Origin of the sequence: Bacteroides pyogenes, from assembly GCF_014196225.1 — a bacterium.
Taxonomy (GTDB): domain Bacteria; phylum Bacteroidota; class Bacteroidia; order Bacteroidales; family Bacteroidaceae; genus Bacteroides; species Bacteroides pyogenes_A.
On record NZ_JACIDI010000004.1, the window covers coordinates 63,493 to 89,339 of the forward strand.

General features: G+C 46.2%; 13 protein-coding genes and 3 pseudogenes. 12 read left to right on the plus strand and 4 right to left on the minus strand.

Translation table 11 applies throughout. The features are described from left to right. Nucleotides 1-53: 53 nt before the first annotated feature. From GGR07_RS03715 to GGR07_RS03765, 12 genes and pseudogenes are all read left to right on the plus strand, one after another. Nucleotides 54-3,554, plus strand: coding sequence for a TonB-dependent receptor (locus GGR07_RS03715; RefSeq protein WP_081724009.1), 3,501 nt, complete (start codon nt 54-56; stop codon nt 3,552-3,554). 19 nt (nt 3,555-3,573) lie between these two features. Beyond that, nucleotides 3,574-5,316: a RagB/SusD family nutrient uptake outer membrane protein gene (locus GGR07_RS03720; protein ID WP_021646556.1), complete on the plus strand. Its 1,743-nt coding sequence runs from the start codon at nt 3,574-3,576 to the stop codon at nt 5,314-5,316. Between the two features lie 646 nt (nt 5,317-5,962). Further along, nucleotides 5,963-9,226, plus strand: coding sequence for a TonB-dependent receptor (locus GGR07_RS03725; protein WP_081724010.1), 3,264 nt, complete (start codon nt 5,963-5,965; stop codon nt 9,224-9,226). A gap of 13 nt (nt 9,227-9,239) precedes the next feature. Beyond that, nucleotides 9,240-11,111: a RagB/SusD family nutrient uptake outer membrane protein gene (locus GGR07_RS03730; protein ID WP_034542724.1), complete on the plus strand. Its 1,872-nt coding sequence runs from the start codon at nt 9,240-9,242 to the stop codon at nt 11,109-11,111. Nucleotides 11,112-11,288: 177 nt separating this feature from the next. Then, nucleotides 11,289-11,342, plus strand: a pseudogene (locus GGR07_RS14210) (hypothetical protein); the annotation flags it as partial. Further along, nucleotides 11,343-12,136, plus strand: a pseudogene (locus tag GGR07_RS14050) (IS256 family transposase, variant Zn-binding type). It abuts the pseudogene before it with no gap. Nucleotides 12,137-12,330: 194 nt separating this feature from the next. Next, nucleotides 12,331-12,651: a helix-turn-helix domain-containing protein gene (locus GGR07_RS03740; protein WP_021646388.1), complete on the plus strand. Its 321-nt coding sequence runs from the start codon at nt 12,331-12,333 to the stop codon at nt 12,649-12,651. A 3-nt stretch (nt 12,652-12,654) separates the two neighbouring features. Next, a complete protein-coding gene (locus tag GGR07_RS03745; protein ID WP_034542726.1) occupies nt 12,655-13,920 on the plus strand; it encodes a type II toxin-antitoxin system HipA family toxin in 1,266 nt (421 codons plus the stop codon). A 273-nt stretch (nt 13,921-14,193) separates the two neighbouring features. Then, nucleotides 14,194-14,322, plus strand: a pseudogene (locus GGR07_RS03750) (acyltransferase family protein); the annotation flags it as partial. A 202-nt stretch (nt 14,323-14,524) separates the two neighbouring features. After that, nucleotides 14,525-17,017, plus strand: a complete 2,493-nt coding sequence (locus GGR07_RS03755; RefSeq protein ID WP_122056685.1) for a glycosyl hydrolase family 95 catalytic domain-containing protein — start codon at nt 14,525-14,527, stop codon at nt 17,015-17,017. A 21-nt stretch (nt 17,018-17,038) separates the two neighbouring features. Beyond that, nucleotides 17,039-18,652: a beta-N-acetylhexosaminidase gene (locus GGR07_RS03760; RefSeq protein ID WP_122056465.1), complete on the plus strand. Its 1,614-nt coding sequence runs from the start codon at nt 17,039-17,041 to the stop codon at nt 18,650-18,652. Nucleotides 18,653-18,905: 253 nt separating this feature from the next. Further along, a complete protein-coding gene (locus GGR07_RS03765; protein WP_034542781.1) occupies nt 18,906-20,696 on the plus strand; it encodes a right-handed parallel beta-helix repeat-containing protein in 1,791 nt (596 codons plus the stop codon). Nucleotides 20,697-20,837: 141 nt separating this feature from the next. Here the strand turns inward: GGR07_RS03765 and GGR07_RS03770 are convergent, their stop codons facing one another. The 4 genes from GGR07_RS03770 to GGR07_RS03785 form a co-directional block, all read right to left on the minus strand. Continuing rightward, complete coding sequence (locus GGR07_RS03770; RefSeq protein ID WP_021646381.1) at nt 20,838-21,593, minus strand: succinate dehydrogenase/fumarate reductase iron-sulfur subunit; 756 nt, start codon at nt 21,591-21,593, stop codon at nt 20,838-20,840. Between the two features lie 36 nt (nt 21,594-21,629). Beyond that, on the minus strand, nt 21,630-23,609 hold the full coding sequence (locus GGR07_RS03775) for a fumarate reductase/succinate dehydrogenase flavoprotein subunit (RefSeq protein WP_021646380.1): 1,980 nt from the start codon (nt 23,607-23,609) through the stop codon (nt 21,630-21,632). An 88-nt stretch (nt 23,610-23,697) separates the two neighbouring features. Further along, on the minus strand, nt 23,698-24,402 hold the full coding sequence (locus tag GGR07_RS03780; RefSeq protein ID WP_021646379.1) for a succinate dehydrogenase cytochrome B subunit, b558 family: 705 nt from the start codon (nt 24,400-24,402) through the stop codon (nt 23,698-23,700). Nucleotides 24,403-24,840: 438 nt separating this feature from the next. Next, a complete protein-coding gene (locus tag GGR07_RS03785; protein WP_021646377.1) occupies nt 24,841-25,713 on the minus strand; it encodes a helix-turn-helix domain-containing protein in 873 nt (290 codons plus the stop codon). Nucleotides 25,714-25,847 lie beyond the last annotated feature (134 nt).

Here is a 25,847-nt window from a genome sequence, read left to right on the forward strand (position 1 = left end):
TAAATGAGGCTGTCGATTTGAAAAAGCCTCATGTTAACCTATTTTATAGAATTATGAGAATCACAACATTCTTGCTGTTTTTCTGCTCGTTCTGTTCTTTTGCCGGCACTGCACATTCGCAGTCGTCGAAGGTCACCATCAAAAAGAGCAACGCCACTTTGCTGGAAGTCCTGAACGAGATTGAAAATCAAACCAACTATTTGTTTGTTTACTCCAACGACGTGGACGTGAAACGTCCGGTATCCCTCAATGCAGACCGAAAGAGCGTATCGAGCGTTCTCTCTGAAATCTTTAAGAAAGATGACGTGCACTATGTGTTGGAAGGTACGCACATCGTGCTTACCAAGCGCAAATCAGCCGATGAGAGCCGCAGCATACAGCAAACGGCTCAGGCGGAACCGGTGGAAGGCGTGGTGCTCGACCGCAACGGCGACCCGATCATCGGCGCTTCGGTGGCAGTGAAAGGCGGTACAGGAGGCACCATTACCGATTTGGATGGTAAATTCTCGTTGGAAGCGCCGCGCAACTCCGTACTGATCGTCTCCTTCATTGGATATAAGACACAGGAGGTATCTGCTGTTAGCGGTCGACAATTGAATATCACGCTCGAGGAAGATACCAAAACGCTGGACGAAGTTGTGGTTGTGGGATATGGAACTCAGAAGAAAGCAAACTTGACGGGAGCAGTAACTTCCGTTGGTGGAAAAGTCTTGGAAAACCGTCCGATAACTAACATTGGTCAAGGTTTGCAGGGAGTTGTCCCCAATTTGAATGTGACAATGAATGGTGGCGCTCCGGGTAAAGGTGCATCGTTTAATGTACGCGGAACCACTTCTTTAAATGGGGGCAGCCCTTTAGTATTGGTGAATAATGTACAAATGGATCCCAACTTGGTAAATCCTGATGACGTAGAATCTATATCTGTACTGAAGGATGCAGCTTCGGCAGCTATATACGGAGCACGTGCCGCTTATGGTGTTATATTGATAACCACGAAGAATGGTAAGAAAAATGCTAAGCCACAAATCAATCTGTCCATCAACGGATATTGGCAAACACCTGCTGTTCGTGTGACTAATGTGAACTCCATAGAGTTTATGACAATGAAAGATATAGCCTTTAAAAACGGCGGTGGAAGCGGAAGTATGTTCTCTGATCTTTTCCGTAAATATGTAACTGATTACTACGAAGGAAGATATCCTTATACGGAATTTTATGATGAGAAAACCGATAAAAACAAATGGCAGTATTGCGGAAATACTGATTGGTTTAAAGAACTGTACCGAACTTCTTTCTCGCAGATGTATAATGTAAGTCTTACGGGGGGAACGGATAAGACCATCTACTATGCTTCGGTAGGTATGAATAATGTGAATGGTGTATTGAAAGCTGGTGATGACCATTACGATAAATACAATGTAAATCTTAACTTGTCTACCGACGTGACCCCATGGCTTAATGTGTCGGGTAAAATTTCTCATACACATACGGTAGAGAAGCACCCTTCAGGCGGTAACAGTAAGATGAATCCTACCGCATGGTCCGGTTTGTCGGCATACAGTGGCATGATGAAGAATGACCTCAGTCCTTTCATGCCCGTAAAACACAGCCATACAGGCCGCTTGTACAACGAAGCCGGAGCCCCTGCGATGAATCAAGACGACATACACACCTCCGGAGGCAAAGTTTATAAGGACGATGGCATTCATTACTATGCCGGGCAGGGAAGTTATACCAATCCCGTAGCTATACAAGAGCAAGGTGGAAAAGCTGAATATAAGCAAAACGATTTATGGATGACAGGAGCTGTACGCCTTACTCCGTTGAAAGGGTTAGTGATCAATGCCGATTACACTTTTAATTTTTATGGTAAAGGTACGAAAGAACATGTACAGCCTTTCTATGATTACACGGCTGTAGCCGGTACAGAGCAGTACTATCCGTGGACTGCCACAAGCAGCGTTGTACTTGGCAATAATGAAGATTATTATCAAGCATTAAATGTTTTTGCCGAATATACGAAATCGTTTAACGATACCCATAATTTCAAGATTATGGCCGGATACAACCAAGAAAAGAAACGTAAGAAACATTTTTGGGCCGGACGTCAAAACCTCATAGATGTGAATAACCCTGCGTTGAATTTGGCTTCGGGTGATAAGAACCTTAATGGTAGTGAAACCCATTGGGCTATCAATGGCTTTTTTGCTCGTATCAACTATAATTACAAGCAGCGTTATCTTGTAGAGATGAATGGTCGATACGACGGTTCTTCTCGTTTTAAAAAAGGAGAGCGTTATGCGTTTTTCCCATCTTTCTCTGCTGCTTGGCGCATATCAGAGGAAAAGTTTTTTACCTCTGCGAAGAAATGGATAGATGACTTCAAACTACGTGCATCATGGGGATCATTAGGAAATCAGGCTATTGAAGACAAATATGGAAACTTCCCTTATCTTCCTGCTTATGGTGTAAATCAGTCGTACAATTATTTGTTTAATAATCAGAAACCTGTAGCTGTCACTCCTTCGGGACTGGTTAGCGCTTCTTTTACATGGGAAACTGTGAATCAGCTCGATTTTGGTTTCGATCTTTCTATGTTTGACAATCGCCTGAATGCTACATTTGACTGGTATCGTCGTAATACGAAAGATATGCTTACTGCAGGTAAAACACTGCCTGCTGTCTTGGGAACGAGAGTTCCCGTTTCAAATGCTGCGGACTTGAAAACTTGTGGATGGGAAATCAGTCTTAATTGGCGAGACCGCCTTTCCAATGGTATTTCTTATTGGGTGAAAGGTGTGCTTTCCGATTACCAAAGTGAAATTACTCGTTTTGCTAATGAAGTAGGATTGATTGATAACTACTATGTAGGACGTAAAATAGGAGAAATATGGGGATATCGTGTGGAAGGATTATTCCAAAGTGACCAAGAAGTGAAAGATCATGTTGACCAGTCAAGACTCTATGGTGGAAAATGGGCTTCGGGAGATGTGAAGTATAAAAACTTAAATAATGATGATAAAATAGACTGGGGGAAAAATACTCTTGACGATCATGGTGATTTGGATATAATAGGAAATGATACTCCACGCTTTAGTTATGGTATTACTGCCGGTATGGAATGGAAGGGTATTGATTTTGAAATGTTCTGGCAAGGTGTCGGTAAACGCGATTATATGCCGGGTGGAGGCGCTTTCTGGGGATTTAGTTCGCAATGGGATACTCCGTTGAAAACAGCGCTTGACTATTGGACACCCGATAATAAGGGAGCTTATTTCCCTCGCCCCAGCTGGGTTCAAAGTGGTAATCGCAAAACATCCGACCGTTATTTGCAAAACGCTTCTTATGTGCGTTTGAAGAATATTACATTAGGTTATACTTTACCTAAAATATTCACACAGAAAGCAGGAATCGGACGGTTGAGAATCTACTTGCAGGGAGAGAATCTTCTTACTTTCACTCCTATGATAAAAGCTTTTGATCCCGAAGAAATTAATAATTTGACTTATCCCATTCAAAAGAAAGTCTCGGTTGGGTTGAATTTAACTTTATAACTTTAAATATTATACGCCTATGAAAGTGAAATACATATTAGCTGTTGCAAGTATAACTTGTGCAGTTGCTGCTTGCGATGTATTGGACATCGCACCACTTGATACTTTAACCGATAAAAGTTATTGGACGACAGTTAATGATCTAAAGCTTTATGCCAACGGTTTTTATAACAATCTTGACGCTCCGAGCGTAAATAAAGACGATGTGAGTGACAATTGTGTGACAACAAATTATGCCCCCATACTTTTTAATGAAAGCACCGTACCTGCATCAGGTGGCGGATGGGATTGGGAAAATATTCGTGCTTGTAACTTTTTCATGAAACGTTACCATACTGTGCAAGGTACTCCTGAAAGCATTAATCCTTATGTGGCGGAAATACGTTTTTTCCGTGCTCTCGACTACTATGGTAAGATAAAGAGTTTCGGTGATGTGCCTTGGTACGAAAGTGACTTAACGGATAATGACAAGGAAGAACTTTACAAGCCGAGAGAACCGAGAGATGAGATTTTGCTGAAAGTGATTGATGATATGAGATTCGCCATCCAATGGCTTCCTGAAGCGGGCATGCAAGAAAAAGGGAGGCTGCATAAAGATGCAGCTCGTGCTCAATTGGCGCGTATTTGTCTCTACTATGGAACTTATAAGAAATATCACAAGGAGACAGGAAAGCCTACGTCTGAGGAATTGCTGAAGGAGGCTATTCTGCAGACTGACGAATTGATAAAAAGCGGTAGATATGCTATTGTGAAAGGAAGTGATGCCGGGTGTGGTCAGTTGCCATTCGAAGGTTATCCGCTTCACTATTCTAATCAGTTTGTTCAGGAAGATCTAAGTAGTAATAAGGAAGCTATTTTTGCACGCTATTACGTGCAAGACTTGCTTACACACCAGACCGGAAGGCGGGCTGGTAGTAGCGGAACTGGGCTGAGCAAGGATTTTATAGAATCTTTTTTATGTAAAGATGGAAAACCTATTGCCAATACTTCTCTTTATAAAGGTGATGAAAGTCTGGAAGATGAGTTTGTTAATCGTGATCCACGTATGTATCAGATTGTAGATAATAAAAACAAACCTTACCTAATTATTAACGGGGAAAAACAGACGAATCCATATCCTGATTGTGCTCCGTCAAATGCTGTAACAGGCTATCCGTGTGTGAAATTCCGCTCTCCTTTGCAAATACAGTGGGAAGCTAACAAAACGACTTATGACTGGTTTGTTTACCGTTATGCGGAAACGTTGCTAATAAATGCCGAAGCAAAATACGAGTTGGGGCAATGCACACAAGACGTACTGAACAAAACCATCAATTTGCTTCGTGACCGTGTGGGGATGCCTCATCTCACAACCGCCCCAGAGGCTGATAAAAAGCCGCTGAATTACGGATATGAAGTGGAACCTTTGTTGTATGAAATTCGTCGTGAGCGTCGTATCGAGTTGGTAGCTGAAGGACATCGCTGGGATGATTTGCGTCGCTGGAATGCGATGAAGTTACTTGAGAATCCCAAAACGATGTTGGGTATACGAGTAACTGATAAAGTGAAAGCTCAATATGGGAGTAATGTAACTTTTGGTGGAGAGACAGGACGCCCATTGGTAGAATATGAAGGAAAAACATATTTACATCAATACACCGGCAAAGAGTTAAATGATGCCGGTAGAAAGTGGAGCGAGAATGACAAACGCTGGTTAAGTCCTATCCCGACTGATCAGCTCACGCTTTACGAAGGTGTACTGAAGCAAAATCCTAATTGGTAACAATCTTGTTTATGTGTTTTTTACAACAATGACTCCTCTGATTTAAGTATTCTTCAGATACGAGTTTCTTAGTAGATTATCCCCTTATTTAGCTTTCTTGTTTTAAGTAGAGCCTAAATAAGGGGATAGCTATAATTGATCGGTTGTTTATTTTGTTGGAATTTCTTTGAGATATCTGAAATATCCGGAAGGGACACTGTCTGTTTTAACATTCGTTGACTAGGTCTCTCCTTTTTATATGTGTTATTATTAATAAGACTAGATTTTCTTGATGGTATAATTTGATGTGCGTTGTGGCGTATGTTGTCCACAAAGCTTTAAAATTTAACTTCGGTTATCTATAGTAAGAGCAAATTAGCCGGAGGAGTATCGTATGTTGAGATAGAAAAATCTATCGGAAGAGTCGAATATAATCTATATAGAATAATTTGTTGAACCATTAAAAATCAGTAGCGCCTATGTAAATCACACCATCCAAACAAAAATGGAAGATACTGCCGATATCTGCCAAATCTTGAGAAGAAAACGCTTTTCGCTCCTGAATGAAAAATATTTATCTACAATCTAATCGTAAAATATGAAAAATAACCCATTAAATGAGGCTGTCGAGTTGAAAAAGCCTCATGTTAACCTATTTTATAGAATTATGAGAATCACAACATTCTTGCTATTCTTCTGCACATTCTGCTCTTTTGCCAGCACTGCACATTCGCAGTCGTCGAAGGTCACCATCAAAAAGAGCAACGCCACTTTGCTGGAAGTCCTGAACGAGATTGAAAATCAAACCAACTATTTGTTTATTTACTCCAACGACGTGGACGTGAAACGTCCGGTATCCCTCAATGCAGACCGCAAGAGCGTATCGAGCGTTCTCTCTGAAATATTTAAGAAAGATGACGTGCACTATGTGTTGGAAGGTACGCACATCGTGCTTACCAAGCGCAAATCAGCCGATGAGAGCCGCAGCATACAGCAAACGGCTCAGGCGGAACCGGTGAAAGGCGTGGTGCTCGACCGCAACGGCGACCCGATCATCGGTGCTTCGGTGGCAGTGAAAGGTGGTACAGCGGGAACCATTACCGATCTGGATGGTAAATTCTCGTTGGATGCGCCGCGCAACTCCGTACTGATCGTCTCCTTCATTGGATATAAGACACAGGAGGTATCTGCTGTTAGCGGTCGACAATTGAATATCACGCTCGAGGAAGATACCAAAACGCTTGACGAAGTTGTGGTTGTGGGATATGGAACGCAACGCAAGGAGAGTCTCACAGGTGCTATGCAAAGCATCAAAAGTGACAAACTTCAGAATGTGACCAGTCCGTCGGTTGAGAATCTTTTAAACAGCAAGGCTCCCGGTGTATATGTTGCTCCGGGTTCGGGACAGCCCGGTTCCAGCGGAGCCGTTGTGATTCGTGGTAAAACTACATTGAATGGTATTACCGATCCGTTATGGGTGATAGATGGTGTGATTGTAGGAAACAGTGCCGGCCAGTTGAATCCTGCGGATATCGAGAGCATGACTATTTTGAAAGACGCAGCTTCTACAGCTATATATGGTTCGCAAGGAGCTAACGGAGTCATCGTTGTTACTACAAAGAATCCGCGCGCGGAGAAAATGACAATTAATGCATCGGCAAAGATGGGATTTAGCAGGCTGGACAATGGAAACCTGAAGATGATGAATGGAGCAGAGCTATACGATTATTATGCTTCTTATCAGAATGCAAATGAAATCTCGTTTTCCCGCTGGAATCCGGATTTGAGAAACAGCAACTTTGATTGGTGGAACTTGGCTACTCAAAGCGGATATGTTCAGGATTACAATGTTTCTATGCAAGGCGGAGGAGAAAAGCTACGCTCTTATCTTTCGTTAGGATATTATGATGAGGATGGTGCAGTGAAAGGATATAACTATTCACGTTACAATTTCCGTTTCAAGACCACTTATAAACCTCATGAACGAATCACGGTTAAGCCTTCAATCAATGGTGCCCGCCGTGACATTGATGATCGGCAGTATTCGGTGACGGCCATGTATTCCATGTTGCCTTGGGATAGCCCTTATGATGAAAAAGGGAACCTTGTTCCTCATCGTTATAGCGGTTGGGTAAATAGCCAGCAGACCAACTATTTGTATGATTTGCAATGGAATCATTCGGAATCTAGGCAATATGAGTTTTCCGGTAACTTGGATTTTGATGTAAAAATTACAGATTGGCTTACTTTTTCTTCGGTCAATAATTACAGATATACGAATCTTTCGACTCATGGCTACTCAGATCCCCGTTCGAGCAACGCTCAAAATGTAGGCGGACGTATTACAGAGTGGAGGCAAGACTGGACACGGAGGTATACCAACCAGATACTCCGTTTCAATAAAGTTTTTGAGAAGCATTCTGTCAACGGATTACTGGCTTATGAGTTTAACGATTATCTCCAAAATTTCGTAGATGTATATGGTACAGGCTTCGTTCCCGGATTTGAGGTACTGCAGGTGACTGCTAAGCCTGAACGTGCCAAAGGATATACAACCGAATGGGCTGTGCAGTCTTATTTGTTTAATGCTAATTATGCTTACGACAACAGGTACTTGGCTCAGTTCTCTTTCCGTCGTGACGGCGCTTCTAACTTTGGAGACGATGTGAAATATGGAAATTTCTTTTCCATAAGTGCCGGTTGGAATATCCATCGGGAGCGTTGGTTTAAAGCCGATTGGGTTGACAATCTGAAATTACGTTTGTCATATGGAACAGTGGGGAATCGTCCTTATGATTTATATCCTCAATATGATTTATATGCTGTGGGAGCAAGCTATAACGGTGTTCCGGGTGCGTTAATCTCGCAGATCGGTAATCCCGGACTTACTTGGGAGAAAACTTTTACTACCGGTGTTGGGGTGGATGCTTCTTTCTTTGCTGACCGTCTGCGGCTTGCTCTTGATTTTTATATCAAAAAAACCGACAATATTCTTTATAAGGTTCCTATCACAGGATTAACGGGGGTTACCAATATTTGGAGAAATATTGGAAAAATGGAGAATAAAGGTATCGAACTGGCTATCGGAGGAGATATCATCCGCAATAAAGATTGGGTGTGGAGTATGGATATCAATATGGGATACAACAAAAACAAACTCAAAGACTTGTACAGGCAGCTGAATACTGCGGGAGAATATGTGGTACAGCCGGTTATTATCAATGATGGTACCTCTATTGCCGGTACGGCACAGAGGGTTTTGGAAGTTGGAGAACCGGTAGATACTTACTATCTGGTGGAATGGGCGGGAGTCAATCCCGACAATGGCGCGCCGATGTGGTATAAGAACGATGGAAGCGGTGAGAAAACCTCCAAATATGCAGAAGCCAAACAGACCAAATGCGGCACCTCTGCGCCCGATCTGTTCGGCGGATTCTCAACTTCGCTGACATGGAGGAATTTTGACCTGAACGCGGTTTTCGGCTACTCCCTCGGAGGGCAGATATATAACTATTCGCGTCAGGAATACGATGCGGATGGTACTTATAGTGACCGAAATCAGATGAAACTGAAAAAAGGATGGACCCGTTGGCAGAAAGAGGGTGATGTGGCAACGCATCCGGTGGCTAAATATAATAATCAGGATAAAGGGAACTCTCCTTCTTCACGCTATTTGGAGAGCAATGACTTTTTGAAGATGCGCTCTCTTACGTTGGGATACAACTTTAAGCTGCCGCAGTACGGTATCCGGAACCTCCGTTTCTTCTTTACAGGTGAAAACTTGTTCACCATTTCAGGCTATTCGGGCGTAGATCCGGAATTGGCGGCTGGAAAAGATGCAGAAGGCAGGTTGGGCGTTATGGGTACTGCACTTCCTTCTGTTTACCCCTCTACGCGTAAGTATATGTTTGGATTAAATCTAACTTTCTAATTGGCAAGAGAATATGAAAAAGATAATAATGATATTATTGGCGGCAATGTCTTTGGTTGCCTGCGATATTGAGCGTTTGCCGAGTAACAGTATGTCGGCAAGTAAAATAACAGGCGACCCTTCATCATCTTTGGGCGCACTGATGAATGGGATGTATGCGCAACTGAAAACATGGTCTGATCCGATGCATCGTTGCGGTGAATATGCCGGTGACAATATGATGATTCGCGGTTCTTCTACAGATGCGTTTTATGAATTTATTTCATTCTCTCGTACGGCTAAGAATTATCGTTTGCAGAACTTCTGGGACTACGGCTACAAGGCAATTGCCCAGGCGTCTAACATCATATCTATGATAAAAGAGGGACAAGGTGCCGAGATAGACAACAATCTTGGAGAATGTTACTATGTGCGCGGTATGCTGTACTTTTACCTCGCCCGAGCTTACGGTCGTCCTTACTATCAGGCTCCGGATAAAAACTTGGGTGTGCCCATTGTAAACGGAACGCCCGAAAATGTATTGGGTGATATGTTGCTGCCCGATAGAGCCACAGTGGAAAAAACTTATGCTCAAGCTATCGAGGATTTGAAAAAGGCGGAAAGCCTGATGACAATTGATAAGGGAGTAGCTTATGCGTCGAAAGAGGCTGCATGGGCAATGCTGTCGCGTATTTATCTTTATATGAGCGGTACTTACGAGTCGCCCAATCGGGAGTATGCAGCGTTGGCTGCAGATTATGCAACGAAAGTGATAAAGTCGAATAAATACACGTTGTTGTCGCGGACGGATTTTATGAAATACAATCAATTGAAGCCGGAGAATAATAAGGAGTCTATTTTTGTGGTGAAACGTGTTGCATCCGAATTTTCAGGCTACGACCATTACTATGGCGTTGGAGGTATGTATGCCAATATCGGTGGCATGGGATGGGGTGAGATGTATGCCAGTGCGAAATATATAGACCTGCTTAATGAAACCGGACGCAATGACTGGCGACCCGACAGCTATAAAATTGTTGATGCGCGGGCTGCATTTATCGAACCTACTTATTATAAGTCGGAAAATGGGAAGATGAGAAAAGTACTCAGGTTTGTCAAGCCTACCCTTCCGGCGAAAGTGAACATTACGTTGAACGACAATATCGGATATAACTATGTACAAGCTGATTTCAGTGAAGAAGGCGGAAAGTTCTATGCCACAGAAAAAGCGGTAACTCAATATGAAAGAAGTAAGGATGACCCTGATAAACTGGTAGCTAAAAAAGGAGCTGACGGCAAGACGGAAGTGAAAGATGTGAAGTATGAACTTGATTTAGTATCCGAAGAAGATGGTTATTTCAAGGTGAAAAAATACAATGCAGGCAACAATGTCACCCCTGTGTTTATCGATCTGGTAGGAACGCAAGATTATTTTATAACTTTGAATCGTGCATATCCTCAGTTTTATATTACCAAATGTTCTCGTGAAGGGGAAGATTCTCATTTACATTCACCGGTCATCAGCCGATTGGGGGAAATATTTTTGAACAGGGCCGAGGCGTATGCCAAAATGGGTGAATATGGAAAGGCGTTGATTGATTTGAATACAATTCGGGGACGTTCTATCGAAGGAGGAGAATATCCGGATCTTTCTGCTGATAAAGCCGGCGAGTTGATTGATAAGGAGCGCCAGTTGGAATTGGCGTTTCAGGCAGAGCGCAGCTATGACGTCTTCCGTAATGGAAAAGCTTTGCAGCGTCGTTATCCGGGACCTCAAAAACAGTTTGAAGATGTGCCGGCTACGGATTTTCGTGTGGTGTATTATATACCACAGGATGCCATCAATTCTTATCCGGGCACGCTGACTCAGAATCCTACGGACAATAGCAAGGTAATTTTGCACTAAACTAACCTCTTATAGATTTTAAAATTTAATAGAGCCATGACAAAACTCTTTCTGAATATTGTCATGGTTCTTTTTCTTTGAAAAAGGCGTAATGGACATTTGGTAGGCTGAAAACCTCTCGAATGTCCTTTATTTATTACCTTTGCAGCATTTGAAAGCTTATGAATAAAAAAATGTATATTCTATAACAGCTCAAATGTTAAAAAGAATGGTCATCGGCGTAACATCCAGATGTACTTTTGCAAGGATTGCGGCAGGCAATTCCAAAGTGGTCATCGTATAGAGAATGTCTCTTTATGGAATGACTATCTGACCGAGAAGCGAACCATTTCTGAACTATCCATTCTTCACAAATGTTCAGAAAGAACCATACGCCGTAGGTTAAGTTCAGTGACAGACAGCTTCACTCCTATCTATCCTGAATCTGCAACAATAATACTGGATACAACCTACTTTTCCAAGACGTTTGGTCTGATGCTGTTTCAAGATGCTGCATCAGGCAGGATTCCAGATGCATTGAAGAGAGTGGAACTCGGATAAAGTCCATGGTGTGTGATGGACATATCGGGCTTTTACAAGCTGTAACTTCCTGTCCTGTGCAGATGTGTCAATTCCATCAGTTGCAGATAGTTAGAAGGATTCTTACCAACAATCCGCATTTGCCCGCAGGTATCGAACTGCTGGCATTAATGAGGAGTATGTTCTCTATGGGGAAAGAAGAATTTGTATCAGGCTTTGATAAATGGTGTGATGAATGGAAAGAGTTCCTGGATGAACGAACTCTCCTAATCTCCGGAAAGACAACCTATACACATAGAAGGCTGAGAACTGCAAGGCGTTCTGTAAAGACACACCTTAAATGGCTCTATACGTATGAAGAATATCCTGAATTAGAGATACCCAATACGACAAATCTTTTGGAAGGATTCAACTCACAACTTAAAAGAGCACTGCGTAATCATAATGGAATGAATAAGGCTAATAAAAAGAAGTTCATAGATGGGTTCCTAAATATAAAAAAGTAGGCTGGGAGTACCAGCCTACCAAATGTCCATTACGTCCGTATGAATACGGAGATAAAGTAAAGTTGCTTTCAGTGATTCGCTTGAAAAAGTGTAGAACCGCTTAAATACCATATCTTCTAATCTTGCTTTTTACCTATAATACATCATTAAATATATAAAAAATAGTATCTTTGCATATTATATAATGAGTTAATATGGCAAAGAATACAATGGGGACTAAGTTGCCCCGAAAGTTGGAGCAGAAGATGTCTGTTGTGGGAGAGCAGATTAAATTGGCTCGCTTGCGCAGGAATCTGAGTGTGGCTCAGGTGGCTGAACGTGCCACCTGTTCTCCGTTGACTGTGTCCCGAATAGAAAAAGGCGCACCGACAGTAGCAATCGGAATCTATTTGCGTGTGCTGTATGCTTTACAGCTTGATGATGATATTCTGTGGCTGGCCAAAGAAGATAAATTGGGAAAAGCCTTGCAGGATTTGAGTCTGAAGACTAGGGAACGTGCCTCAAAAAAGGAGTAAACTATGAAAACGTTATATGTCTATGCCGATTTTGATTGGCTCAAGAAAACAGAACTCGTTGGCGAGTTAGGCTATGAATCTCTTCGTGGCTCGGACAGCTATTGTTTTACTTTCAGCGATGAATGGCTGAAGAAACACGGAAATTTGTTCCTGAGTGATGACCTCAATAATTATCCGGGACAGCAATACACGCAACCGGAGAAAGATATATTCGGATGTTTCTCGGATGCGTTGCCGGATCGTTGGGGGCGAACGCTGTTGTTGCGACGTGAGCAGATTGCTGCGATGGAAGAGAAACGATCGGTACGAAGACTGTCTTCCTTTGACTTTTTGACCGGTATCGATGACTTTTCCCGAATGGGTGCTTTCCGTTTCAAGGAGTCAAAAGACGGAGGATTTATAAATGTAAGTGAGTCGTTGAAAATCCCGCCTCTGACGGATATAAGGGAGCTGATTGCTGCCAGTGCGGAAATTGAGAAAAGCGAAGAGGGGAATGTTCTTCCTGATAGGAAATGGGTCGCCCAACTCGTACAACCGGGTTCTTCATTGGGGGGTGCAAGGCCTAAAGCCAGTGTGATAGATACGGACAAAACGCTTTATATAGCCAAGTTCCCTTCTCGCAAAGATGATTACGATGCAGGACTTTGGGAACACTTTAGCCACCTCCTTGCTGTGAAAACCGGTATAAATGCTGCGAAAACCAAAGTGCTGGCTACTGGCGAGAAATATCATACTTTGCTTTCTCAACGCTTCGACAGAACCCAAGAGGGGAAACGGATTCACTTTGCTTCTGCCATGACCTTATTGGGACTCAATGACGGAGACAACGCAACAACAGGGCATGGTTATCTGGATATAGTTGATTTTATAATCCAGAACTGTACGAATGTAGAAAGGAATCTGCAGGAACTCTATCGTCGTGTGGCTTTTAACATTTGCATTGGCAATAGCGATGACCATTTCCGCAATCATGGTTTTCTTTTGACCGCAAAAGGCTGGACGCTTTCTCCTGCATACGATATGAATCCTACTCTGAATGAGTATCAGAGTCTGCTTGTCTCATCAACCTCCAATAAGGCAGAACTGAGTATTTTGCTTGATACTTGCGAAGATTATATGCTTAATCGCAAAGTAGCGGAAAAGATTATTTCTGAGGTGATTGAAGTTGTAAAAGGATGGCGAGAAATGGCAACACGATTGAGTATTTCCAAGAGAGAGATGGAAATGTTTGTTGGAGTGTTGGATGCAAGGTGGAAAGATTGCGTTTGATTTACAAAATAGAATATTGTTGGTAAATTATTGCTGTCCATGCTTTTTTGAGTCTCGAAAAAGAGTTCATTAATGTTTCTAATTTCATATTTATAACGGATGAAATTACTACTCATGAGCATGGTAAAGAAATTACTAAACCATGTAATTCCCAATTGGAGACGTTTTCACCCTATATAGCAGATTTGCTTATCCCGAACTCGCGTTTTTAGTGTTTTTTCAACCCGTGTTTGTGGCTTTAGGATACAAGCTGGATCTGCCATGGCTCAATAGTTATTGACTGCATATTGGATATCTATGACGTTTTTGGGAGATTTTACTCCTGAAGGGAACTTTGCCGAAAAAGTGGATAGGCTGATACTTGGCCGCTTTCGTGATGAAGTGTATTGGGATGAGGCGGGAGAATGCTTTGCCAGTTATCTCATTAACTTTTTGCTATTGAACTCCGGAAGTTTGAAAATTGCGTAAAAACTTGATAAATATTTATGTGATGTGGCATTTATAATGCATCTTTGTACGCACAACCTTCATGTACATAGAGCGATAGCTTGAAGGGAGAGTCCGCAAACATATTTTTATACTTTAGAAAAACGACAATGAAATGATGAAAAAAATCTTTTCGCTACTACCTGCACTTATTATGCTATGCCCTCTTCGGGCCGGTGAGCATACGAGAAATTATTCCATTTGGTTCGACAAACCGAATACTTTGGAAGGACGATCCGTCTGGTACGGCGGGCGTCCCGACATGTGGAAGGGAGAAAATAAACCTGAGTCCGCCGGAGACACTGCGCGGAATCCTGATGCGGCTTGGGAATCGAGGTCGCTGCCAATCGGTAACGGCAGCTTGGGAGCAAACGTTTTGGGTTCGGTGGAGGCCGAACGAATTACTTTCAATGAGAAAACTCTGTGGCGAGGGGGACCTAACACGTCTAAAGGAGCGGCTTATTACTGGAATGTGAATAAGCAGTCGGCTCATATTCTGGATGAAATCCGCCGGGCGTTTGTTGACGGAGACGGGGAGAAGGCGGCGCGGCTGACACGGGAGAACTTCAATAGCGAGGTTCCGTACGAGGCGTCGCGCGAGAATCCTTTCCGGTTCGGTAATTTCACTACGATGGGGGAGTTCTACATCGAAACGGGACTGAGCGCTGTGGGGATGAGTGGCTATCGGCGCAGCCTTTCGCTGGATTCGGCGGTGGCTGTGGTGCAGTTTAAGAAAGACGATGTGGCATACAAGCGCGACTTTTTCATCTCTTATCCCGCCAATGTGATGGCGGTGCGTTTTGCCGCCGACCGTCCGGGTAAACAGAACCTTACGTTCAGCTATGCGCCCAATCCGGTATCGGAGGGGGAGATGAAACCCGACGGCAACAACGGACTGGTATATTCCGCCGCGTTGGATAATAACGGGATGAAGTATGTGGTGCGCATCCGTGCGGTGGCGAAAGGCGGAACGTTGAGCAATGCCGGCGGAAAGATAAGGGTGGAGGGAGCCGATGAAGCCGTGTTTTATATCACGGCGGATACGGACTACAAGATGAATTTCGATCCTGACTTCAATGACCCGAAGACGTATGTAGGCGTGAATCCTGCTGAAACCACCCATCAGTGGGCGGATGATGCGGAAGCGAAAGGATATGAGGCCTTGCTTGCCGAGCATTACGCGGATTATTCATCCTTGTTCCGGCGGGTGAAGTTGAACCTGAATCCCGGTATGCAGGTTGCCGATGTGCCTACCGACGAGCGTTTGCGGAATTATCGCAAAGGGCAGCCGGACTATTATCTGGAAGAGCTTTATTATCAGTTCGGACGCTATCTGCTCATTGCAAGTTCGCGGCCGGGCAATATGCCTGCCAATCTGCAAGGGATATGGCATAACAATGTGGACGGTCCCTGGCGTGTGGATTACCATAATAATATCAACGTGCAGATGAACTATTGGCCTGCCTGCTCAGCAAACTTGGACGAGTGCATGCTTCCGCTCATCGACTTTATCCGTACGCTGGTGAAGCCGGGAGAGAAAACGGCCCGCGCTTACTTCGGGGCGAGGGGGTGGACGGCGTCTATTTCCGCCAATATTTTCGGGTTTACCGCTCCGCTGGAGAGTCAGGATATGTCGTGGAACTTCAATCCGATGGCGGGTCCGTGGCTCGCAACGCATGTCTGGGAGTATTACGACTATACGCGCGACAAGAAGTTCCTGAAGGAAATTGGTTACGAACTGATTAAAAGCAGTGCCCGTTTTGCGGTCGACTACTTGTGGCATAAGCCCGACGGCACATATACTGCGGCTCCTTCCACATCGCCGGAGCATGGCCCGGTGGATCAGGGAGCTACATTCGTGCATGCCGTAATTCGTGAGATTTTGCTGGATGCCATCGAAGCCGGTAAGGTGCTGAATGTAGACCGCAAAGAGCGGAAGGAGTGGGAGCATGTGCTTGCCCGACTGGCTCCCTATCGGATAGGGCGCTACGGGCAATTGATGGAGTGGTCGACAGACATCGACGATCCGAACAACCATCACCGGCATGTGAATCATCTGTTCGGCCTACATCCGGGGCGTACCATCTCTCCCGTCACCACCCCCGAATGGGCGAAAGCTTCTCAGGTGGTGCTGAGACATCGGGGCGACGGAGCTACCGGGTGGAGCATGGGATGGAAGCTGAACCAATGGGCACGCCTGCATGACGGCAATCATGCCTACACACTCTTTGGCAACCTGCTGAAAAACGGTACGCTGGATAATCTTTGGGACACACACCCTCCTTTCCAGGTCGACGGGAACTTCGGAGGAACGGCGGGCATCACCGAGATGTTGTTGCAAAGCCACATGGGATTCACTCAGTTGCTTCCGGCTTTGCCCGATGCGTGGAAGGAAGGCTCGGTGAACGGTATTCGTGCGAAAGGAAACTTTGAAGTGTCTATGAAGTGGAAAAACGGGAAGTTGACGGAGGCTGCCGTTCGTTCCAATGCCGGAGAGCAATGTACACTGAAGTATGCCGGGCAGACACTTTCTTTCAAAACGGTGAAGGGGGCGAGCTATCGGATTCTGTACGATGATTCCGGAAAGTTGGCCAAGGAATTGATAAATTAATGTATTAAGAAGCTTTTGTCTATGAATAGACCAACCGTTCTTTTCGTGATGCTGCTTTTTGCGCTTGGGGTTGCGGCGCAAGAGCATTTGTCCGCTTTACTCCCTTTCCCCAATCATGTGGAACAACGGCAAGGGGTGTTCCGCTTGTCGGATAAGGAAACAATTGGTGTCGGTTCCGGCGATTTGCAATTTGCCGCCGCAGAGTTGCAACAGGTCTTTAAACAGCGGTTCGGCTTTGCGCCTGCTGTGTCGGATAACGGAAGAATCCGCCTGATGCTCAATCCCCGGATGGAGGGAGAGGAACAGTATCGCTTGACAGTCGATGTCAAAGGAATAAGCATTGAAGGTAGAACGGCTGCGGGAGTGTATTACGGAGTGATAACGCTCGATCAGCTCTTGTTGGGCGATGTGGCGAATACGAAGCAAGGGCGGATACGAGCAGTGCGTATAGACGATGCGCCGGCTTATCCGTTTCGGGCGTTAATGCTCGATCCGGCACGCCATTTCTTGCCTGTGGAGGCAGTGAAGGGGTATATCGACTGCATGACGCGTTACAAATTCAATACGTTGCAGCTGCATCTTTCCGATGATCAGGGTTGGCGCATCGAAATCAAGAGCCATCCGAAACTGACGGAGGTCGGTGCGTTCCGCAACCCGAAAGCGTCGGCAATCAGTCCCGACAATGGTTACTACACGCAGGATCAACTCAGGGAACTGGTGGAGTATGCAGCCCTGCGCAACGTAGAGATTATTCCCGAAATAGATGTGCCGGGACATACGGCAGCTATTCTTACGGCGTATCCCGACTTGCGTTGTGATTTTCTGAAAGATTCTGCTTTCGTTTTTGGGAAAACGGATAATGTGATGCTTTCGGCTGCCAATCCGAGGGTGTACGAGGTGCTCGACGATATTATCCGTGAAGTGGGCGATGTCTTTTCGTCGAAGAAGATCCATCTGGGGGGAGATGAGTCGGCTATAGAGCGAAACTGGGCGAAGAGTCCGGAGAATCTGGAACTGATGCGCAGTCATGGCTACACATCCCCCGACCAATTGATGAATGTCTTTTTCGGCAAGGTGCTGGCTTCTGCCAAGAAATACGGGCTCCACGCCATTCTGTGGTGCGAGCTGGACAATATACGCCTGCCTGCCGATAAGTACCTTTTCGACTATCCGCAAGATGTGACGCTCGTTACGTGGCGCTACGGACTTACACCCAAATGTATCGAGCTGACACGCGAATCGGGCAATACGCTGATTCTGGCGCCGGGCGAGTACACATACTTCGATTATCCGCAGTATGCGAACGACCTGCCCGAGTTCAACAACTGGGGAATGCCGCTCACCACGCTTCGGAAGACGTATGAGTTCGACCCTACTTATAAGCTTGAGCCGGGACAGCGAAAGCATATAGCGGGTGTGATGGGAACACTTTGGGGAGAGGCCATCAAAGACATAAACCGTGCCAACTATATGACTTATCCGCGCGGGCTGGCATTGTCCGAAGCGGGTTGGACGCAGATGTCTCTCCGCAGTTGGGATTCGTTCAGGAAAAGGCTCTATCCGAATCTGTTGGAACTGATGAAGCGGGGAGTGTCGTTTCGGGTTCCTTTCGAGATTGAGGGCGAAAGACGCTGAAAGGCCGGCTCGGCAGACAAGTGTTTTATTGCGTGCCGGCTTCCACACTGCCGGGAGGTTGACGTGGATACGCTCATAGCTTGATATGAAGGTGTTCAGAGCCTTTTGCACGGAAGCTGGGCATCTTTTCCAAGGAGATATATGTATTGACGGGATAGGTGTTCGGCATCGACAGGTTGAGGCTTGGGTATCGGCGCGAAGGTTATGAATTGGCATATATTTATGAAATATCTGTAAAACGATTGATTGTATGATGAAAACTTTCTATTCAATTCTCTTTTTTCTTCTTGGCATGGTTTTCTGCTGTGGCATGGAAGCCAAAGAACGTGTGTATGAAGCCGCCCGTTACGGGCTGAAAGCCGACAGCAAGCGAAATGCCGCTCCTATGGTCCGCAAGCTGTTGGACAAGATAAAGGCGGAGTATCAGCCGGGCGACAGTGTGGTGCTGCGTTTTTCTCCCGGCCGCTATCATTTCCATGAAGAGGGGGCGACGGTGCGTGAATATTACATCTCCAACCACGACCAGACGAATCCGAAGAAAGTCGGTCTGGCGCTTGAAGGCTTACAGCACTTCACGCTCGACGGACAAGGGGCGGAGTTCGTTTTCCACGGGCGGATGCTGCCGCTTTCGTTGCTTCACTCCGAAAACTGTACGCTTCGGGATTTCAGCATCGACTTCGCCAATCCGCATATCAGCCAGGTGAAAATCGTGAAGAACGAAGGAGAGAAGGGGATTACCTTCGAAGCGGCTCCCTGGGTGAAATACCGCATATCGAAAGAGAAAGGGTTTGAAAGTTATGGAGAGGGATGGACGGGGCGTCCGCAAACGGGTATTGCTTTCGAAGAGCAGACCAGGCGGCTGGTGTACCGTACCAGCGACCTCTCTATCGATACGCGCGAAGCCGAAGAGCTTTCTGCCGGAATGGTCTATGCGCCGAAATGGAAAGACGGACGTCTCGTGCCGGGCACTGTGGTGGCCATGCGTACCTATTTCCGTCCTGCGCCGGGTATCTTTTTGTCGCACAATAAAAACACTTCCATTCAGCGTGTCAAGGTGCATTATGCCGAAGGCATGGGGTTGCTGGCGCAGCTGTGCGAGAACATTTCATTAGACGGCTTCGGGGTGTGCCTGCGGGGTGAAGAAGATTCGCGCTACTTTACCACGCAGGCGGATGCCACGCACTTCTCCGCCTGCAAAGGCCGGATTATCTCCGTGAACGGCTTGTACGAGGGAATGATGGACGATGCCATCAATGTGCACGGCACGTACTTGAAGGTGGTGAAGAGAATAGACGACCATACGCTCGTCGGACGTTATATGCACGGACAGTCGTGGGGCTTTGAATGGGGGCGAGTGGAAGACCGGATACAGTTCGTACGTTCGGCAACGATGGACCTGGCGGGCGGAGAGAACGAGGTGGCTGCCATCGAACCGCACGGAGCGGACCAAACGGAAGGCGCGCGTGAATTCCTTATTCGCTTCAAGCAGCCGGTGGATGAGCGCATCAGCGAACGCGAAGGTTTCGGCATAGAAAATCTTACCTGGACGCCCGAAGTGGTGTTCGCGGGCAATATCGTTCGCAACAACCGGGCGAGAGGAACCCTGTTCAGTACTCCGCAGCCAGTGGTTGTGGAGAACAACCTGTTCGACCACACTTCGGGGACGGCCATCCTGCTTTGTGGCGACTGCAACGGCTGGTACGAAACGGGAGCCTGCCGGAATGTGCTGATACGAAAGAATCGTTTCGTCAATGCGCTGACCAACATGTTTCAGTTTACCAATGCCGTTATCTCCATTTATCCGGAGATTCCGAACTTGGAAGGTCAACAAGGCTTTTTCCACGGGGGAAAGGATGCGGGTATCATCATCGAAGACAACGAGTTCGAGACATTTGATGCTCCCATCCTCTACGCCAAATCGGTAGACGGGCTGGTGTTCCGCCGCAATACGGTTCGCGCCAATGCCGACTACAAGCCATTTCATTGGAACCGTAGCCGTTTCCTCCTCGAACGGGTGAACCGAGTGCAGATATCGGAAGAATAACGTGCGGACACATCTTGCAGGATCTCCGAGATCTTCGTGAACCGGGTACATGTATCGGAAGAATAAGGAAACGAAAAAAGAATCCCCCGCCAGCAATACGCCGACGGGGGATTCTGCTTATTAATCAAATCAAGCTTTCGCTTAGTCTTTCAGCTTCGCAATGATAAAGTCGCGGTTCAGGCGGGCGATGTTGCTGATAGATACGTTCTTCGGACATTCGGCTTCGCAAGCGCGGGTGTTGGTACAGTTACCGAATCCGAGCTCGTCCATCTTCGAAAGCATGGCTTTCGCACGGCGCAACGCTTCGGGCTTGCCTTGCGGAAGCAAGTTCAACTGGCTTACCTTTGCCGAAACGAACAACATGGCCGAACCGTTCTTACAAGCAGCCACGCAAGCTCCGCAACCGATGCATGAAGCAGCGTCCATCGCTTCGTCTGCTATCGGTTTGGGTATCAGGATAGCGTTTGCGTCCTGCGGAGAACCGGTACGTACGCTTACATAGCCTCCTGCCTGCATGATTTTGTCGAATGCGGTGCGGTCTACCATCAAGTCTTTGATGACCGGGAAACCGGCCGAACGCCAAGGTTCTACCGTAATGGTATCGCCATCATTGAAACGGCGCATGTAGATCTGGCAGGTAGTAGCTCCTGTTGCCGGACCGTGAGGATGTCCGTTGATATAAAGCGAGCACATTCCGCAGATTCCTTCGCGGCAGTCGTGGTCGAATACAATCGGCTCTTTCCCTTCGCTGATCAACTGTTCGTTGAGAATATCCAGCATTTCGAGGAATGAAGTATCGCCGGGAATATCTTTCATTTGGTAGGTCTCAAAAGCGCCCTTGGCTTTCGGCCCTGCTTGGCGCCACACCTTCAGTGTAAATGATATATTTTTATCCATTTTCTTCTAATTCTTTTTAATGTTTAACTTCACCGATTAGCTCTTGTAGTTACGAGTTTGAACCTTGATGGCTTCGTAAACGAGCGGCTCTTTGTGCAGCACCGGTTCTTTCTCGTCGTCGCCTTGGTATTCCCAGCATGCTACGTAGAAGAAGTTTTCATCGTCACGTTTTGCTTCACCTTCTTCTGTTTGGTATTCTTCGCGGAAGTGACCGCCGCAACTTTCGTTACGGTTCAGCGCATCGTAAGCCACAAGCTCACCCATTATGATAAAGTCGTACAGACGGATGGCTTTGTCGAGCTCAACGTTCATACCTTCTTTCGAACCGGGGATGAACAGGTTCTTTTCAAACTCTTTGCGGGCTTCTTTCAGTTTGGCCAAGCCTTCTTTCAGACCTTCCGCAGTACGTCCCATACCCATGTATTCCCACATGATATGTCCCACTTTCTTGTGGATCGTGTCTACCGATTCTTTTCCCTGAATGCTCATGAAGCGGTCTATCTTGTCCTGAATGGCTTTTTCGGCTTCAGCAAATTCGGGCAAGTCGGTAGAGAAGCGCGGAACGGTAATCTGGTCTGCCAGATAGTTCTGGATGGTATAAGGCAATACGAAATAACCGTCTGCCAGACCTTGCATCAATGCGGAAGCGCCGAGGCGGTTGGCTCCGTGATCGGAGAAGTTGCATTCGCCGATGGCAAACAGACCTTTGACGGTAGTCTGCAATTCGTAGTCTACCCAGATACCGCCCATGGTGTAGTGGATAGCCGGATAGATCATCATCGGGTTGTAATATTTCATTCCGTTGACTTCTTTGGCAAGTTCACCCGGATTTACATCGGTGATCTCTTCGTACATATCGAAGAGGTTGCCGTAGCGTTGAAGCACGATATCGATACCCAATCGGTTAATAGCTTCCGAGAAGTCGAGGAACACAGCCAGGCCGGTGTTGTTCACGCCGAATCCTTTGTCGCAACGCTCTTTGGCGGCACGGCTGGCCACGTCGCGCGGAACGAGGTTACCGAATGCCGGATAGCGGCGCTCCAAGTAATAATCGCGGTCTTCTTCGGGGATGTCGCTTCCCTTGAGTTCGCCTTTCTGAAGTTTCACGGCGTCTTCTTTCTTTTTCGGAACCCAAATGCGTCCGTCGTTACGCAAGGATTCCGACATCAGTGTCAGTTTCGATTGCTTGTCGCCGTGTACCGGGATGCAAGTCGGGTGAATCTGAACGTACGCCGGGTTGGCAAACAGAGCGCCTTTGCGGTAGCAAGAGATGGCGGCCGTACAGTTGCAGCTTATGGCGTTGGTAGAAAGGAAATAAGCGTTTCCGTATCCGCCGGTAGCGATTACCACGGCATGGGCGGCGAAACGTTCCAGTTTACCGGTGATTAAGTTTTTGGCGATGATACCGCGTGCGCGACCGTCTACGATTACCACGTCCTGCATTTCGTAGCGGGTGTACAGTTTCACCGTACCCGCGTTTACCTGACGGCTCAGGGCCGAGTAAGCGCCCAGCAGCAACTGCTGTCCGGTTTGTCCTTTGGCATAGAATGTACGCGAAACCTGAGCGCCTCCGAACGAGCGGTTGTCGAGCGTACCGCCGTATTCGCGCGCGAAGGGAACTCCTTGAGCCACACATTGGTCGATGATGGCGTTGGATACTTCTGCCAGGCGGTATACGTTGGCTTCACGGGCGCGGTAGTCGCCACCTTTTACGGTATCGTAGAAGAGACGGTAAATAGAGTCGCCGTCGTTCTGGTAGTTCTTTGCCGCGTTGATACCGCCCTGAGCGGCAATAGAGTGTGCGCGGCGGGGTGAATCCTGAATGCAGAAGTTGAACACTCTGAAACCCATTTCACCGAGTGAAGCGGCGGCAGAAGCGCCTGCCAGACCCGTACCCACTACGATGATGTCCAAACGGCGTTTATTAGCGGGATTCACCAATTTCTGGTGAGCTTTATAGTTAGTCCATTTTTCAGCCACGGGGCCTTCCGGAATCTTTGAATCTATCTTAATCATAATGTTATTGTTTTTTAGTTGACAAGGTTTTCGAGGTCGGCAAGCGTTGATGAAAAAGCCTGCTCCTCCTTGTTTCTTTTAGTTAAAATCAGCATGCGGCGCCACAACAAAGCGACTTGAGGAAAAATACCGCCACTACCAGCGCAAAGCCGAGTACAACGATTGTAGAATATATGTTGGAGATACATTTCCAACGATCGATCCACACTTTGTTGTTCCAGCCCAATGACTGCATGGAGCTCCAGAATCCGTGCGTGAGGTGGAACCACAATGCAACCAGCCAAATGATGTAAAGCACCACGAAGACAGGGTTGGAGAACGTCTGACGGATGTGATGAACTCCGTCGGCCGCATAAACCAGAGCAGCCTCATCGACATGCATGCCCATGTTGTGCATCAACTCCGGCAGCTGCATTTTCGACCAGAAGTTAATCAGGTGAAGAACCAGCCCCAGGATCACGATAATACCCAGCACCAACATGTTTTGAGAGGCCCATTCCACATTCTTGGGCTTGCTCACTACCGCATAGCGTTCGTTGCCGCGCGCCTTGCGGTTCTGCATCGTCAGCCAGAATGCGTAGATGATGTGAATCACGAAGAGAGCAGCCAAACCTACCGTAGCTGCCAATGCGTACCAGTTTGCTCCCAGAAACTCACAAACCATGTTGTACCCCTCGGCCGAGATGATGGCAACAAGGTTCATCGCCATGTGAAACGTCAGAAATAGGACAAGGGCGATACCGGTAACGCTCATCACCACTTTCCTTCCTACAGATGAATTACTTAACCACATAAATGATTGAATTTAGATTATTTAATTGTTAGAACAAATGTTTCATTATTTTACATCTCTTATATCCTGCAAAAATAGGAGAAATAGATTGATTGTCCAAAGAATTAAAGAAATTATTCCGTAATAAATGTACAATCCGCCGCCGCATGAGAAAATTTACTGTTTCCGTATGGTAAGACAGGGCTTTGATAATGCACGCGGAGCGGGTCATATGTGCCTGCTCCGGTAACCATATATAGCCACCGTGGTAGCCATATATATCCACCATGGTAGCCATATATGGCCAGCACGGTGACTATATATGGTCAGCAGGGGTGACTATATATGTTCACCGCAGCGGTCATGAATGTTCATCGTGATGCCTGTCGAGTACGGTTGTGGGGGCTGTTTTTTAAGATTCGGGGTGAACCGGGAGGGAGAAACAAGGGGAGAGTGAGGTTATTTTTCTTTTTTCGGTATTTTGCCTCCACCGGTTACTTTCTTTCGAAGAGCTCTGGGGGTATCGCCGAACGAATCTTTGCAGAAATGGGCAAAGTGCGACAGAGAATCGAATCCGTACCGGTTGCTGATTTCGGTAATCCTCATTTTGGTATGCTGAAGGTCTTCGAGGATTCCCTCCCGTTTCTTTTCAAGTATCCATTCGTACACGGGGATTCCGTATAGATTTTTAAACATACGCCGGAAGGTAGTGGTGTTGTAACCGCCTAAATGTGCGAACTCTTCCACATTCTTCACCTTATTGTAATTCTGCATGACGAAATAGTGAAAACTCTCCGTATAATTACTGATCGGATAGAAGAAAGCGCTTAATTCATAAAGGGGGTAATAGTTGACAATCAGGAAAGTCAGTTCCTGCGCTTTGATCTGTACGTATTTGCCGCAGGGACGTTGTTCTTCAAGAAACATGGCCAGATCTTTGATCAGATACTGAATCCGGGCATTCATCGTCATCGGAGTATAGGTTAACGGAGCTTCTGCCTGATTCATAATCTCGTGATACCGTTCTTGGCAGACACAAGGCAGTTCGTTAAACCGGAAAGTGATGTACTCTACGTCCGTGAGAGCCAGTAACTCTATCTTGGAGCCGAGCGCCTGAAGAATGAATTGGTCTTTATGCAGGATGGTTCCGGGATATTCTTCGCTGTTGATGAGCAGTTCTCCTTTTATGATGAAAAGCATGCAGTTTTGGGCGCATTTATCTTTCGGATAATGCTTCCCTTTTGACAGATTGCTGTATGTAAAAGTACCTTCATCGGCTTTGGGGCATTGTGAGCAATCTATATATGGCTTGCAAAACTGGTCTCCCGTCATGGATTTTATTTCTGAGTAATTTCAAGGAGCAAAGATAGACTTTTTTTCGAAAAAAACTATCTTCAAGAATTCTCCGGGTGTACATCCGGTCTCGCTGCAAGGCCGGTATATTGGCTTGCAGCGTGGGGTAGACA